Raw genomic sequence first — 13655 nt, forward strand, 5'->3', positions numbered from 1 at the left:
CCCCCCCTCCTGCGGTCAGTGCGTGAGGTCCACGACGGGGCCGGTGAAGGCCCCCTCGCCGGACACCGTCAACTCGCTGGGCACGCCGTCCACCTGGAGCCGGGCCAGGTACGCCGTCGGGCGGACGCCGACGACCGGCACCCGGACCTCGAACGGATCGGTGCGCGGCACCGACGGCGCGGGTGCGCGGAACTGGTGGCTCGCCCCTGGCCGCCCGGCGGGCGGGTGCAACTCGTCCAGGAGCAGCAGGACCTGCTGGTCGTCCCGGAGCGGCAGGTCCAGCCGGACGTCCAGCCGGGCCGAGACGCCGGCCGGTCCGTCGCTGCGCTCCGCGGTGCCGATCGGGGCGACGATCCGCGGCTGCCGGGCGAAGGTCTGCACGTTGGACTCCACGGCGAGGTGCTCGGCGGCCGGTCGGCCGTCCAGGGCCAGCCCGTGCACCACCTGCACCCGGACCACACCGGGCGGCAGGTCCTCCGGTACGGCGACCACCAGGCGGTCGTCCCGGACGGCGCCCGGGTCGACCGCCACCCGGCGCTCGCCCAGCTGGGCGACCACCAGGTCCGCGCGCAGTCCGGAACCGTCCACCACCAGCTCCCGGTCCTTGGTCACCGGCCCTTCCGCGGGGGCGCCCCGGGATCCGGCGGGCCGGGAGAGCACTCGGTCCACGACCGGTCCGCGGGACGGCACGGCCCGCACGGAACGGCGCAGCACCGGCTTGCCCGCCACCGGATCGGCCTTGCCCTCCACGAACACGGCGGTGGCCTGGTAGGCCACGGACAGCGCGTACGGCGTCTGGAGCAGCGTCATCCACAGCTTGGACAGCTCGTCGAGGTCCATCGGCGAGGGCGTGAAGCGCACCCGCTGCGGCGAGGCGGCCAGGTCCGTCCCCGCCAGGTACGGCTGTCCGGCCGCCTCCTCGATCAACTGGCCCGACAGCAGCGGCTGTTCGGTCAGCTCGCGGATCACGCAGCCGAGCAGCCGCTGGCCGACCAGCTGGGTCTCCTCGCCGTAGCAGCTGATCAGGTAGTGCAGGTCCAGGGCGGCGGCCGGGCGGGTCAGCACGGTGCCGTCGGTCGCGCGGGTGGGCGCGTCGCGGTTGCGCAGCGAGGCGTTGGGCGTGACCTGGTAGAGGAAGACGGTGATGGTCGGGTCGGTGGGCGGCTCGCTCGGCGGCTTGCGGGTGCTGACCTCCACCGCGAACGGGATGTCCGGCGAGAGCGCCCGGGTGATGAGCAGCCGCAGCGCCTCGCTCACGGTGGCGATCGCCAGGTGGTTGCTCATCGGCCCATCCCTTCGGTGACGTGCCCCGCCGACGCGCTCATGAGGTCTCCCGGTTGAGGTAGCTGCCGAGGTCGACGGCCGGGGCCGGTCGGACGGCGGCGGGCGTGCGCGGGCCGGCCGGGGCGCGTTCGGCGGCCTTGACCTCGACCCGCCCGATCTGGACCCGTACCACCCGCTCGACCGGCCGCTGCTGGCGCCTGGCCCCGGCCGGGTGCGCCTGGCCCGGGGCGGTCGCCACGGCGGTCCGGCGCCCGGCGGCCCGTGCCGCGACGGCCGGCCGCGCGGGTGCGGGCGGCGCCGCGGTCGGCCGCTCGCGGGCGGCCGTCCGCTGCGGTGCGGTGACGGGCGCGGGTACGGCTGCCGGGCGGGGGGCCTCCCTCCGCACCGCCGGTTCGACGGGCGGTGCGGCGACGGGGGTGGCCGGCGGCGCGATCAGCAGCGGCGTCCGGGGCAGGGGGAGGACGGGAGCGACGGTCGGCCGCTCGCCGTCGTCCGCCGCCCGCGGCGCCCGCTCGGCCGGCGCGGGCGGTGCCGCCGGTGGCCGGGGGAGCGGTACGGGAACGGACCGCCCACCCGGGCGGCCGGGCCCGAACGACTCCTCGTCCACGACCGGCAGCACCGGAGCGAGCGCGGCGAGCCGTTCGAACGGCCCCGGCAGGCGCGGGCGCACCCGTACGCCGGCCCGGTCCCCGCCCGGGCCGCCCTTGGCGAGCAGGCGGTCGAAGTGGTCAGGCATCTGCACACAGCTCCAGGTAGTAGCGGCGCCGCAGCGGGCTGAGCGCCAGGATCTCCGCCTCGCTCCAGCCGTAGGCGGTGGCCAGGAGGTGGACGTCGAGCAGGGTCGCCCGGGCCCAGTCGTCCAGCTCCTCCCAGAGGTAGGAGGCGATGTCCAGCTCGGCGAGGGCCTGTTCGCCGCACGCGGGGCAGTGGAGGTTCAGCCGGACGTCCGCGCAGGGGTCGGCCGCGGCGGCGGCCTGGGCCACGCGCCGCTGGACCGCGTCGGGGAGTTGCCGGGCGGCGACCGGCTCCCCGCCGTGCTCGGCGGTCAGCACGCACCGCTCCAGCACGACCGCCCTGGCCCGGCCCGCGGGGGCCTGTTCGGCGGCGGCCAGGTCGCCGGGGGTGGGCAGCCGGAATCCGACCCGCCAGCCGTCCAGCTCCACCCGCAGCGGGCCGTCCGCCGGCCGCGCGGCGCCGACCACCTGCCCGGCGTCGAAGGTGAACTCCAGCTCCTCCGCGCAACCGGGGCAGCCGACCCGCACGTTGAGCCGCTCGCCGAACAACTCGGCGCGCAGGCCGAACAGTTCGGCGTCCCGCTGGCCGAGTGGGACGGCCAGCAGCTCCTCCGCCCCGGCGCCGGGCCGGGCGGCGGTGTGCAGCAGCAGGGCCCGCCCGGTGCGGCCGGCCGCCAGCCCGGCCTCCCACACGGCCAACAGGGCGGCCTCCCCCGTGAGTTCCACCGGCCGGCCGCTCAGGCCGGCTGCTGGAACGAGGGCTCTTCGGGCTCGGGCGTCTCCTCGTCCCGCTCCCAGCCCTCGACCTCCAGCTTGAGGCTCTGGATCGCCACCGCGTTGGCGTTGGCGTCCAGTTCGCCGAGCACCTGGTACTCACTCGGCCAGGCCCGGTACAGCTTGTGGGCGACCGCCACCTGGCCGGACTCGTTGAGCACCTGGATCACCAGGTCCTTGCGGAAGTCCCGCAGGGAGACCTCCGCCCCCCGGCCCGCGCCGACCATCCAGACCTTGTTGGCCCAGCGGTCGAATTCCGGGTCGTGGGTGACCCCGCGCTCCAGGGTCACCGCCTCGAAGTCGGTGCGCCCCGGCGACTTGCGCGGCGCGCTCGGATCACCCCCGCTGCGGTGCTTCACCACTTCGGTGGTGCGCTTGAGCGGGCTGATCTTGCTGATTCCGGCGACGACCCGACCGTCCCAGACGACCAGGAACTTGAAGTTCTTGTACGGATCGAACCGGTGCGGATTGACGGTGAACTCGACCATGGAGATCCTTAAACCTCGAACTGTCCGGCGAGCTGCTCGATCTTGACGATCACGAATTCCGCAGGTTTCAGGGGCGCGAATCCGACCACGACGTTCACCACACCGCGATTGACGTCGTCCTGCGTGGTGGTGTCCTTGTCGCACTTGACGAAATAGGCCGAGCGCGCCGACGTGCCCTGGAACGCGCCCTGCTGGAACAGCGAGTGCAGGAACGCGCCCACGTTCAGCCGGATCTGCGCCCACAACCGCTCGTCGTTGGGCTCGAACACGACCCACTTGGTACCGCGGTAGAGGCTCTCCTCCAGCATCAGCGCCAGGCGCCGCACCGGCACGTACTTCCACTGCGAGCCGAGCGCGTCGGCGCCCGCCATGGTCCGCGCGCCCCACGCCACCGGGCCCACCACCGGGAAGGTCCGCAGGCAGTTCACCGCCAGCGGGTTCAGCAGGCCGTTCTCCCGGTCCGTCAGCGGGACGGTCAGCGCCCGCACCCCGGGCAGCCCGGCCTCGGTCCCCGCCGGCGCCTTCCACACGCCCCGCTGGGCGTCGGTGCGCGCCATCACGCCGGCGATGGTGCCCGACGGCGGGAAGCTGCGCAGCCGGCCGGTGAGCGGGTCGACCAGCTCCAGGTGCGGGAAGTAGAGCGCGGCGTGGTCGCTGCGCACCGAGTCGAAGGCGGACAGGCCCGCCCGCGCGGCGTCCAGCGTCGTCCACGCCTGCGGCGCGTCCACGATCAGGAAGATCCGCTGCTCCACGCAGAGCGCCTGGGCGGCCGAGACGACCGTGACGGCGTCGTCCACGCTGGCGTAGCCGGCCAGTTCTGGCAGCACCAGCAGGTTGACGTCCGGCACGTCGCGCAGGGCCTGGATGCCGGTCTTGGCGGCCTCGCTGCCGATCAGGTCCGTCATGCCGGGGGGCTCGCCGTCCTGGCCGCCGGCCAGGGCGAGGACCGGCGGGTTGACCGAGCCCTCCAGTCCGAGGTTGTTGGCGGCCTCGCCGAGGAAGCGCACCACGTCGGCCGGGTCGGTGGAGCCGGCGACGACCTGGAGCTGCCGCCCGAACACACTCACCCGGGTGCCCGCGAAGGCGCGCCTGCCCGGGGCGTCGGGCAGGGCCCGCAGCTTGCGTTCGAGCAGCAGGGCGAGTTCGGCGACGGTGGTCGGCGCGGCGCCGTCCGCGGCCGGGTCGTAGATCGTGACGGTCCGCGAGACGTCGGCGATCTTCACCTGGATCTCGTGGGTGAGGTCCGGCAGGGTGGCGGCGAAGGGCTTGGAGACGGTGCCCACCGGGTCCGGCCGGCTCTCCGCCAGCACCTTGACCCGGACGACGCCCGAGCCGCTGTTCACGACCGTCTCGGCGAACCGGGGGCTGGCGGCCTGCGCGGACAGGTCGGTGAAGGACTCCCGGACGGCGCCGGAGGTGTCGAAGACCTGGAGGTTGAAGGTCTCGGCCGGGGTCGCCGTCCGGTAGTCCACGGCGACCCGCAGTCCGCCGCCCCAGAGCCCCGGCTCGACGGCCGTGACCTGCAGGGCGGCGGTGGCGGTGGAGGTCTGCGTCGAGTTGAGCGTGACGCCCGCGGCGGCGCCGGTGCCGGCCGCCGCGACCCGGACCACGATCCCGACCGAGCCCCCGTTGAGGAAGAACTGCTGGACGGCGTAGCTCACCGGGCTCTGACTCGCGAGTCCGCCGAAGCGGCGTTCGAAGTCCGCGAAACTGGTGATGGTGACCGGCTGGTTGAGCGGACCGCGCCGGGTGGCCCCGACGAAGGCGGTCACCGAGGTGCTCACCGCGGTGATGGTGCGGACGCCGCTGGGAAGCTCTTCGATGTAGACGCCCGGGTAGGTCGGTGTCGTCGGCAATTCCCCCTCCGTTCACTTCGTGCATCAAGGGACCGGTGAATGGGGTCCGGATGCATTGGTGGCAGGCTCAGTCTCGGATTCAGGTGACAATTCGTCAAGGCCTGAATGAGAAAGGCTAATTGTATTACTGCGAGTTTTTCGGGGGTTGCGGAGGATGGAATTCCGCAACCCCCTGTGCCGGTGCCGGTCAGCCGCCTTCGGGGAGGTTCCGGTAGTCGGGCCGGGACGGTGTGGGGTCCGTCGGTGTCGGCATCGGTGCGGGGTCGGGTGCGGGTGCGGCCGGAGCGGGCGCGGGAGCCGGAGTCGGCGCGGGCGTCGGTGCGGCCGGCGTGGGTGTGGGTGTGGGTGCGGCCGGAGCGGGCGCGGGAGCCGGAGTCGGCGCGGGCGTCGGTGCGGCCGGCGTGGGTGTGGGTGTGGGTGCGGCCGGCGCGGGCGTCGGTGCGGGCGGTGCGGGCGCGGGTGCCGGGGTCGGCGGCTGGTAGGACGGCGGCCGGGCGGCCCCCAGGAACCAGCCCCAGCCCGCGCCCAGCCGGTGCTCCAGGAGCCGGAACGCGGCGTAGTAGACCGTGCCGAACCCGGTGACCAGGGCGGCGGTGACGGAGGCGTTGTCCAGGTGGATGCCGAGCCGGGCGGCCTGCACCACGAGGAACGCGACGATGTAGGGCACGCATGTGCGCCACAGGGACAGGGCGAGTTGGTACATCTGTCCTCCTCGGCCGACGTCAGCCGACGACGGTGAAGCCGTGCGCCTGGCCGAGCCGGGTCAGCGAGTCGATGCCGGGTATGCCGTCCGCCTGCTGCCCGCTGTACCCGTACCGGCGCTGCAGCTCGGAGTAGGCGTCGATGGTGCGGGTGCCGAACGAGCCGTCCGCCCACCGTCGTTCGAGCATTCCCTCGGCGACGAGGGCGCACTCCACCGTGTACACGTCGTCGGCGTGCGTGGTGGCGCCCTGGGGCGCGTCCGGGTCCTGGCGGGCCGCCGCGACCACCCGCGACTTCGACACGACGGCCAGCGGGACGGGCCCGCCGAGCAGCCGGCGCAGCGAGGACTCGCCCGGCACGCCGTCCGCGTCCCCGCCGGAGTACCCCAGACTGCGCTGGTAGTCCGCGTAGTTGAGGGTGTCGGCGTCGGTCCAGTCCGGTCCCGGGCCCTGGGCGTAGTGCGCGCCGAAGCCCGCCGCGACCAGCGCCTCGCCGACGATGGTGACCTGCGGACCGTGCGCGCCGTAGCCGTACGGCAGGCCGCCGATCTCCGCCTGGTACCGGGCCGGGATCGGGTCCGGTGCCGGGGTCGGGTCCGGCTGGGGCGCGGGCTGCTGGGGCGGGGTGACCACCGTGCCGGAGGGGCGGGGCGCACCCGACGTCACCCAGGCGTAGAGCGCCGGGCCGGGGCAGTCGGTCGAGTAGCCGTCCCGGTGGCCCTTGATCTCCGGGCCGGCCGGGCCCTGCTGCTCGCAGTACTCGATGGCGTCCCGCAGACCGTTGAGCTGCTCCGGGGTGGGCACGGTCGAGCCGGAGGACCCGACGAGCCCGCACACCGCGTAGTGCGCCTCGTTGAGGGGGACGTCGCCGTTGGCGCTGTTGCGCCGGTTCAGTCCCCGGCCCTCGAACACGTGGCCGTGCTCGCAGACCACGAAGCTGTAGCCGATGTCCGACCAGCCGTCGTCGTCCATGTGCGAGGCCTGGATGCGCCGCACGTAGGCCGGGCAGGTGTCGTGGGTGTCGAAGGTGTACGCCGTGCCCAGGTAGTGCACCTTCACTCCGGCCCGCGGACCGGCGTACGGGATCGAACCGTTGGGCTCGCGCCAGGGCCGCGCGCCCCACTGGTCCCGGTTCACCAGCTGCAGCCCCGGCCAGTCGGGCGACTGCGGGGCCGGCGCGGGCGGCCCGGGGTCCGGGGCCCGGCCGGCGCCCGCCCAGGCCCGCAGCTCGTCCGGCGAGCCGTTGAACACGTCCGCGTCGAGCGGGTCGTCGCTGTACTGGTGGAAGCGCCAGGACGCCTGGATGCGCGGCGAACCCGCGGACACGTAGTCCGCGATCCACAGGAAGTCACCGGCGTTGTCGTCCGTCCGGAACCAGTAGTCCCGGTTGGTGTAGAGCCCGACCAGGTGGTCCGGGTAGCGCTGCTTGACCGCCGCCAGCCACCGGTTCTTCGCCGCGGTCGCGTCCCCGTCGCCGACCGACTGCCCGTACGGTTCGAAGTCCAGCACCAGCAGCTCGCCCGCGGGCACCTGCCCCACGACCCGGCAGAAGTGCTCGACCTCGCCCTCGACCGGGTTCTCGGCGTGCAGGAAGTGGTAGTGCCCGACCACCAGCCCGCGCCCCCGCGCGGCCGCGAGCTTGTCGGTGTACCCGGACTGGTCGGTGTGGCCGCCTTCGGTGGCCTTGATGAAGACGAACTCCGCGTCCCCCGGAATGCCCGACTGGAAGTCGGAAACGTCATAGCCCTTCGCGTATGCCATCAGGATGCTCCCCCTTCGCGCCGATGGCAGCCACGGCCGACCGTCCCCATCCCCCGGGGCGCGCGACGTCGGCCACGGCGTCATGCTCACTCCACGGTACAGCTGACGGAACATCAACTCCCTTGATTTGCAAGTGTTCTGCGGGTTATGCGCTCCGCCTGTGGCGGCCCCGTTCCGCAGGCCTGTGCCCCTGGCACATCCAGCCGACGACACGCCGAAGCGAGGGCGTACGCCGGTCCGCATCCCGCGGGCCGGCAACCTCCGGGCAGGCGGCTTGCGCCCGTTCCGCGGAGACACGCCCTAACGTGGGGCTCATGATCGTATGGCTCAACGGAACCCACGGCGTCGGCAAGACGACGACCAGTGCACTCGTCCAGCAGCTGCTCCCGGATTCCCGGGTGTTGGACGCCGAGAAGGTCGGTGAGACGCTCATGGACATCACTCCCGGCCTGCCCGAGACGGACAACTTCCAGCACTGGGCGCCGTGGCGGCCGCTCGTGGTCGAGACGGCCCGCCGCGTGCTCGACTACGCCGGTGGCACCCTGGTGATGCCGATGACCGTCCTGGTCGAGGAGTACTGGCGCGAGATCAGCGCAGGTCTCGCCGACCATGCGATTCCGGTCCGGCACTTCGTCCTCCACGCGGACCAGGAGACCCTCCGCGAGCGCATCGCGGGGGACACGGTCGTCGGTCCCGACTCCCGGTTCCGCCTCCAGCACGTCGAGCCCTACGCCGAGGCGGCCCGCACGTGGCTGCACGGCGCGGCCGAGGTGGTCGACACCACACACCTCACACCCGCACAAGCCGCCCTGCGGATCGCGGAGGCCGTCAGGAGTTGAACTCCTCCACCCGCCGGAAGCACGGGCGGATCGGCAGGCCGGCCCCGGTGATCGGCGGTCAGACGTCGAGTACGCCCAGGGTGTCCCAGAACAGGTGCTCGTAGGACTGGAGCAGCAGTCCGTACTCGCGCGCGGCGGCCAGGGTCGGCTCGTCCAGGCCGTCCGGTCCGAGAGCGTCGGCGGCCTGCTGCTCCAGCCCGGTCGCGGGCTGGGCGAAGAAGTCGAAGAACGCGCAGTCCCGGTCGGAGAAGCCGTAGTGGCGCCGCAGCGCCTGCCCGACGGTGGCGCAGTAGCGGCCCCAGGCCGTGAAGTTGGTGACCAGGGCGAGGGCTGCGGCGGCCGGGCGGGCGTTCAGGGCGAGCCAGGCCAGGTAGGCGGGGTAGGCCTGGCAGCCGGGCAGCGGCGGGCGTGCGTCCGGATCGGTCCGGTCGAGTCCGCAGGCCGCGGCGAGGGCGGGCAGGGTGCGCAGGGCGGCGCTCTCCCCGTCGGCCAGGGTGGCGAACCAGGCGCCGACCGGGGTGTCCGCGCAGCGGGTGGCGAGCAGCAGCAGGCTGCGCCGGTCGGAGCGGATGATGCGGTGCTGCTGGGCGGCGAACTCGGCGAGGACCGCGCGCGGGGCGGCGCCGTCGGCGAAGGCGGTGACCAGGGCGGGGGCGGTGTCCCCGGGTGCCGACTCGGCGCGCAGACGACGGATCTGGTCGAGGATCGGGTGGTTCACCGGTGCCTCCGGGGTGCGGTTCGGTCCGGTGCCCATTCCTACCGGCCGACGGGGTCGGGGTGTGGGAGACAGGCCGTGGGGCGGCCCGGCGAGGTGGCGCGGGACGGTCTTGCCGAGGGGGCGGTGGGCCGTGCGCGGAGCGTTCTCCGGGGCGGCCCGTCGACGGGGGACGGGGGACGGGGGCCGGGGGCCGGGGGCTGGGAGACGGGGGCCGGCCGGGCGTCGTGGGTGCTGTCCGGCCGATCGTCCACGGGGTGCCCTCGGTGGCGCGGATCAATTCGGTTGCCGCGGGCCGCCGGCTCGATCAGGATCTCCCACATGGACTTTTGATGACTGCCACGTCGTACGTACCTGTCGCGCGATCGACCTCGGAGCCTGACAGCCGGCCCGGGGCGATGGGTCGCGCCCCTCGTGAGCATCCGTCAGAGAGCGGGAGCGGCCGCGTGAGTTCGGCATGCCGTCCTGCTGAGTCCTGAAAGTACCCATCACACATGAATACCGACCGCAAGGCCCTGTGGGCCGTGCGTCAGTCCGCCCTGCCCGCTGTCGTCCGGTCCTGCCCGGACTGCCCCGGCACGCGGCACCGCGCCTCGGGAAAGATCCGCGCCAACGCGAACGGCAAGCTGCTCGACGTCTGGCTGCTGCTGAGCTGCGCGACGTGCGACCGGACCTCGAAGGTGCCCGTCCACGAGCGCGTCCACGTCTCGACGCTGGAGCCGGCCCGGCTGGCGGCGTACGAGACCAACGACCGGGCCGTGGTCCGCGAGTTGGTGATGGACGCGTCTCTCGCGGCGAGGAACCGGTACCGGCTCGACTGGACCGGGACGTGGGAGCTGGAGACCCGCATGCCGCTGTACGCGCTCGACGACCCGACCCCGCTCTCGGTGCGGGTGCGCTTCGAGCTGCCCGCGCCGGTCCGGGTGGAGCGGCTGCTCCGGATCGGTCTCGGCCTGAGCCGGGCCGAGGTGCGCCGTTTGGTCGCGGACGGACGGATCCGTCTGCCGTTCGCGCCGGACGCCAAGGCGCACCAGGACTTCGAGCTCACCGTCCACGGGCCCGGTTCCGCCGTCGCGGCCGAGCGCGTGCGGTCCCTCGACGCGCCGGGCGCCGAACGCACCGACCCGGCCCGGACCGGGCTGCCGCCCGTGCCCGGCCGGGCGCCCCGCGTCGCATGACGGCGGCCGGGACCCGTCCGGTCGACCGGGTGCCCAGCCGGATGACGCCCGCGGCTGCGGTGACGGTGCCGAGGCGGACGCAGCCGCGTCGGTCGTAGCGGGTGGCGACGGCTCTGACGTGCGGCCCGGCACCACCACGGTGCCGGGCCTCCGCCCTCGGCCCTCGGCGGGGCGGGGCGGGCCCGTGGCGTGCTCCCGGCCCGGCGGGTGCCGGTGCCGGGAGCGGTCGGGTGATGTCACGGCCCGAGCAGCTCGGTGCAGGCCTGTCGGGCGCCAGGTGGCAGCAGGTGGCGGGTGCGGGTGAGGAGCAGGTGCAGGCCGGGGCCGTGGCGGGCGGCCAGGTCGGCGTTGTGCGCCAGGACGTCGAGCTCGTTGGCGGCCGTGAGGGCGAGGAAGGCGCGCAGGTCGTCCTCCGGCGGGGTGTGCTCCCGCCCGGTGAACCGGTCGCGGAACAGCGGCTGTCCGGCCACGCCCAGGCGCGGGTAGACGGCGGCCCGGTCGCAGCTCGCGTAGAGGTGGACGAGCGCTTCGGCGCGGTGACCGACGAGTTCGACCAGGGTCGCGCGCCGGTCGAGCCCCAGCAGGGCGTGGTCGAACCCGTCGGTGCCGTACGCGGCGTGGCAGAGCCCGGCGGTGCGGACGGCCGGGTCGCAGCCCCAGTCGGCCAACAGGCCCGCCACCCGGACGAGATGGGCGAGCAGAGTGCCGCCCGGGTGGGGGATGCGGTCGGCTCCCTGGGCGCGGAGGAAGTCCTCGATGCGGTCCTGCGCGGGAACGCTTCGGTGGTGGTCGGAAGGCGTCACGTCGGCGGTCCTACCCGCCTTCCGGACGCTTCAGCCCGCTTCTGCCCGCTTCCGCCTGCTTCTGCCCCGGGAGTGGCCGCCCGGCCGCCGCGACCGGGCCGCCCGGCCGTGGCGATCGACCGCCGACGGCGGCGACCGGGCCGCCGCCGTCAGCGCTCGGCGGACTCCGTCAGCTCGGCCACCAGGCGGGTGAGGGTCGGGACGGCGACCCCGTGGGCGTCGGCCGCCCGCAGGACGGCGCCGCCGATGGCGGCGAGCTCGGTCGGGCGGCCGGCCTCCACGTCGCGCTGCATCGAAGACTTCATCGTCCCGGGGACGCGGTCGACCAGCGCGATCAACTCCCGCGCGTCGCCGGGCGCGCCGACCGCACGCGCGACGGCGGTGATCTCGTCCAGCGTGGCGAGGAGTTCGGGCCGGTGCGCGGTCCGCACGGTGCCGACGTCGCTCGCGTGCCGGGTGGTGAGCAGGGCCAGCGGGGCGAGGAAGGAGAACTTGCTCCACAGCATCGCGGTCTCGTCCTCGCGCAGCGTCACGCTCAGGCCGGCGTGCCGCAGCCGCTCGGCGAACTCCTCGACGGCGGTGACGGGTCCGGTGGATCCCGTGGACCCGGTGAGTCCTGTCGGTTCGGTGGGCTCGACGGGCTCCGCACCTCCGGCGGGCTCCAAGGGGCGGGCGGGGGAGGCGAGTTCGATCGTGGCGAACGGGCTGTCGTGCTCGATCCGCCCGGGAGCCGTCCGGGTGGCCTCGACCCGGATGGTGCCGGCCACGACCCGGGCGGCGGGGTAGCGTTCGCGCAGCACCGCCATGTGGTCCAGGCCGTTGAGCAGCGGAACCACGACTGCGGGGCCGAGCAGGTGCGGCGGCAGCCGGTCGAGCGCCGCGGCGAGGGCGGTCTCCTTGACGGTCACGAACACGGCGTCGACCGGCTCGCGCAGCTCGGTCGTGGCCTCGACGCGGGCGCTGAACTCGCCGAACTGCGCGCTACGGACGTGCAGTCCGTCCCGGCTGATGGCGGCGGCGGTCTCCTCGCCGGCCAGGCAGATGACGCGGTGGCCGTCGCGGGCGAGCAGTCCGCCGATCAGCCCGCCGACGCCGCCCGGCCCGAGGATCGCGACGGTCAGGGGGGTGGTGGTCATGCTGGCTCCCGATGGTGTGAGAAGGGGTTGGCGCGGCGGTCACGAGTCGTCCCGCGGGCACGCGGCCCGCCGAGGCGGCCGGTGGCGGCCCGCGCGTCCGGACCGGGGAGCCCGACGCCTTCGCCGTGACCGAGGTCGAGGACGTGCGGGTCGTCCTCCTGCGGAGCGTCCGCGAGGGCGAACAGGAGCCGCCACGGCGCGGGTACCCCCGCGGCCGCTCGGGGAGGACGGGGGACCGCCGAGGCCCTCGCCGCGCAGGCACGGCCGCGCGGCGGTCCGTTCGTCCGTCCAGCGGTCGGGCTCGCCCGGCAGCGGCGGCGGGTCGCACCGGCACTCGACCGGTGTCGAGGCGGCGTCGGGGCCGCGGCGTCGCGGGCGCGCCGTCCGGGTCGCGGCGCCCGAGCGGGCGCGCCGCAGGTGAACCCGTCCATGCACGGCGGCGGTTGAACGGTGGCGGGGAGAGCGTCCGGGCGGGTCCGACTGGTCGGCCGGGTCCGCTGTCGAGGGATGGCGGCGGTGTGGCGCGGTCCCGTGGCGGTCGCGGTGCCGGCGGGCGGCGAGGGGGTCATGCGGGGCCTCCGGCGGGGTCGGTGTCCCCGGTGCCGGGGGCGGTGCCGTCGTGGAAGGAGACGACGTCGAAGCTGAACGGCCCCTCCCGGCGCGGTTTCCGGCCCGGTGCCGAAGGGCGGCGCGGTGTCGAGGGGCGGAGCGGGGCGTGGAGGCGGTAGAGGTGGAGCGGGTCGTGGTGGAGGGCTCCGCGGACGGGATCGGGCACCGGCAGGCCCTCGGCGCGCAGCGCCTCGACGAGTTCGTGCGCCGGCCAGCCGAGCAGGTCGATCCCGAGGTAGCCGACCGGGCAGGCGGGCCGGTCGTCGCTCGGGTTGCGGCAGACCGTGACGCTCCGCAGGCGGTCCAGGTCGTCCGAGCACAGCGTGACGGTCACGCCGGGGAGCGGGAAGGACAGCGCCCAGCGGCACCCGCAGACGAAGGTGCTCCGCAGGCCGCCGGGCAGCAGCTCCCCGTGCGGGGCCAGCAGGCCGCGCACCGCCGCTTCGCCGAGGCCGAACCGGAGTTCGGGCAGCGGCGCGGGCAGGCGGACGCCGCGGCCGGGCAGCAGATCGACGGTCACCCGGTCTGCGGCGTCGTCGACGTCGTGGCCCCGGACGCGTGCGACTGCTCGGCTGCCGGCTTCCCGTGGATGGTCACAACTCGCATGATAGCCAGTCGGCTTGCGGCCGCATGCGGTCGTCTCCGATCGGGGTGAGGGCCTCGGCCGGGCCGGTGCCGGCGGCCTCGGACCAGGCCGGGGGGCCACGGCCCTGTCCGGCCCAGCACCACCTGCGGCGTTCGGTTTTCCGAACCCCGGATTCGGGGGCCAGCCCGATC

At 74.6% G+C, this 13655-nt stretch carries 13 protein-coding genes; 2 read left to right on the forward strand and 11 right to left on the reverse strand.

Annotation, left to right across the window (positions count from 1 at the left end; genetic code table 11):
- Positions 1–15 precede the first annotated feature (15 nt).
- The 7 genes from ACZ6Y7_RS07195 to ACZ6Y7_RS07225 form a co-directional block, all read right to left on the reverse strand.
- Positions 16–1284, reverse strand: coding sequence for a Pvc16 family protein (locus ACZ6Y7_RS07195; RefSeq protein ID WP_465756830.1), 1269 nt, complete (start codon positions 1282–1284; stop codon positions 16–18).
- A gap of 37 nt (positions 1285–1321) precedes the next feature.
- Positions 1322–2020 carry a hypothetical protein gene (locus ACZ6Y7_RS07200; protein ID WP_465756831.1) on the reverse strand — a complete coding sequence of 233 codons (699 nt, stop codon included), beginning with the start codon at positions 2018–2020 and terminating at the stop codon, positions 1322–1324.
- Positions 2013–2744, reverse strand: coding sequence for a T4 family baseplate hub assembly chaperone (locus ACZ6Y7_RS07205; RefSeq protein WP_465756832.1), 732 nt, complete (start codon positions 2742–2744; stop codon positions 2013–2015). Before ACZ6Y7_RS07205 ends, ACZ6Y7_RS07200 begins: the two co-directional genes overlap by 8 nt.
- An 11-nt stretch (positions 2745–2755) precedes the next feature.
- Positions 2756–3280: a phage tail protein gene (locus tag ACZ6Y7_RS07210; RefSeq protein WP_188297785.1), complete on the reverse strand. Its 525-nt coding sequence runs from the start codon at positions 3278–3280 to the stop codon at positions 2756–2758.
- An 8-nt stretch (positions 3281–3288) separates the two neighbouring features.
- Positions 3289–5136 (reverse strand): phage tail sheath C-terminal domain-containing protein, encoded by a 1848-nt coding sequence (locus tag ACZ6Y7_RS07215; RefSeq protein ID WP_465756833.1) that lies wholly within the window; start codon positions 5134–5136, stop codon positions 3289–3291.
- Between the two features lie 187 nt (positions 5137–5323).
- Entirely contained in the window at positions 5324–5839 is a 516-nt protein-coding gene (locus ACZ6Y7_RS07220) for a hypothetical protein (protein WP_465756834.1), read from the reverse strand.
- A gap of 19 nt (positions 5840–5858) precedes the next feature.
- Entirely contained in the window at positions 5859–7598 is a 1740-nt protein-coding gene (locus ACZ6Y7_RS07225; protein ID WP_465756835.1) for a peptidoglycan-binding protein, read from the reverse strand.
- Positions 7599–7912: 314 nt separating this feature from the next.
- On the opposite strand from ACZ6Y7_RS07225, the gene ACZ6Y7_RS07230 reads away from it, so the two are divergent.
- Complete coding sequence (locus tag ACZ6Y7_RS07230) at positions 7913–8437, forward strand: P-loop nucleotide/nucleoside kinase family protein (protein WP_465756836.1); 525 nt, start codon at positions 7913–7915, stop codon at positions 8435–8437.
- A 58-nt stretch (positions 8438–8495) separates the two neighbouring features.
- Here the strand turns inward: ACZ6Y7_RS07230 and ACZ6Y7_RS07235 are convergent, their stop codons facing one another.
- Complete coding sequence (locus ACZ6Y7_RS07235; protein WP_465756837.1) at positions 8496–9155, reverse strand: thiaminase II/PqqC family protein; 660 nt, start codon at positions 9153–9155, stop codon at positions 8496–8498.
- Positions 9156–9646: 491 nt separating this feature from the next.
- On the opposite strand from ACZ6Y7_RS07235, the gene ACZ6Y7_RS07240 reads away from it, so the two are divergent.
- Positions 9647–10330, forward strand: a complete 684-nt coding sequence (locus ACZ6Y7_RS07240) for a DUF1062 domain-containing protein (protein ID WP_465756838.1) — start codon at positions 9647–9649, stop codon at positions 10328–10330.
- 236 nt (positions 10331–10566) lie between these two features.
- On the opposite strand, the gene ACZ6Y7_RS07245 is transcribed toward ACZ6Y7_RS07240, so the two are convergent.
- The 3 genes from ACZ6Y7_RS07245 to ACZ6Y7_RS07255 all read right to left on the reverse strand — a co-directional run bounded on the left by ACZ6Y7_RS07245 (position 10567) and on the right by ACZ6Y7_RS07255 (position 13398).
- A complete protein-coding gene (locus ACZ6Y7_RS07245; protein ID WP_465756839.1) occupies positions 10567–11133 on the reverse strand; it encodes a DUF6817 domain-containing protein in 567 nt (188 codons plus the stop codon).
- Positions 11134–11282: 149 nt separating this feature from the next.
- Positions 11283–12269, reverse strand: coding sequence for a ketopantoate reductase family protein (locus ACZ6Y7_RS07250; RefSeq protein ID WP_465756840.1), 987 nt, complete (start codon positions 12267–12269; stop codon positions 11283–11285).
- 565 nt (positions 12270–12834) lie between these two features.
- Positions 12835–13398 carry a hypothetical protein gene (locus ACZ6Y7_RS07255; protein ID WP_465756841.1) on the reverse strand — a complete coding sequence of 188 codons (564 nt, stop codon included), beginning with the start codon at positions 13396–13398 and terminating at the stop codon, positions 12835–12837.
- Positions 13399–13655: the final 257 nt, after the last annotated feature.

Source organism: Kitasatospora sp. NPDC053308 (assembly GCF_055585785.1).